General features: G+C 64.8%; 2 protein-coding genes. Both read right to left on the bottom strand.

The annotated features are described in order from the left end of the window. Positions 1–675: hydrolase (locus ABWL39_RS20845; protein ID WP_367796119.1), on the bottom strand; the 675-nt coding region annotated here is incomplete at its 3' end. 107 nt (positions 676–782) lie between these two features. Next, positions 783–893, bottom strand: a 111-nt coding sequence (locus ABWL39_RS20840; RefSeq protein ID WP_367796121.1) for a pirin-like C-terminal cupin domain-containing protein, incomplete at its 5' end; no start/stop codon positions are given.

Below are 893 nucleotides of genomic sequence, written 5' to 3'. Positions count from 1 at the left end.
GCGCATCGAATCCAGCACCTCATGCTTGTTCGCCACCTCCTGCGCCTTGCCGTAGCTCTCGATCAGCAGCTGGTAAGCCGGGAAGATCTTGGTATAGATGCCCGCCCACTCCATCGCATCCTCGCGGTTCCAGCTGCCTTGCAGCTCGGAGGCCACGGCGGCGGTGTCCATCGGCACCACGCCGGCCTGCACCACGCGGGCCAGGGTGATTTCCTGCGCCATCTTGTTATAGGTGCCCGAGGCATCGACCACCGCAAACACCTGGTAGCCCGCGCTGACCGCGCTGATCGACGGGAAGGCCATGCATACGCTGGTGATGGTGCCGGCGATGATCAGCTGCTTCTTGCCGGTGGCCTTCACGGCTGCCACGAAGTCGGGGTTGTCCCAGGCGTTGATCTCGCCACGGCGCGCCACGTACTGGGCGTGCGGCGCGTTCTCGTGGATTTCCGGGATCAGCGGGCCGTTCGGGCCCTGTGGCACCGAGGCGGTGGTGATCACCGGGAGTTTCGCCAGCGTGGCCATCTTCGCCAGGGCCGCGGCGCGCTGGCGCAGTTCCGGCATCGGCATGTCGCCAACGGTCTGGAACAGCCCGCTCTGATGGTCGATCAGCAGCATGGCGGCATCGTTGGGGTTGATCACCGGGCGTTGGCCGTTGAAGTTGGCAGGGGTGCTCATGGTGTGTCTCCTTGCGTTGGGGTGAGACATCGCTGTCTCGCGGGGAAAGATCCCTGCCGCGCTGGCGTCGGCAGGGGCACTGCTATCAAATAAGACTAGACCGGAAACTAGCCCGGCATGCGGCCGAACTGGCCGCTGTTGAAGTCGTCGATCGCCTCGGCAATCTGCGCCTGGCTGTTCATCACGAAGGGGCCGTAGCCGACCACCGGCTCGTTCAA

It is taken from the genome of Chitinivorax sp. PXF-14, from assembly GCF_040812015.1.
Classification (GTDB): domain Bacteria; phylum Pseudomonadota; class Gammaproteobacteria; order Burkholderiales; family SCOH01; genus JBFNXJ01.
Note: the sequence above shows the minus strand (reverse complement) of the source record. Positions and strands in the feature narration are given on the sequence as shown.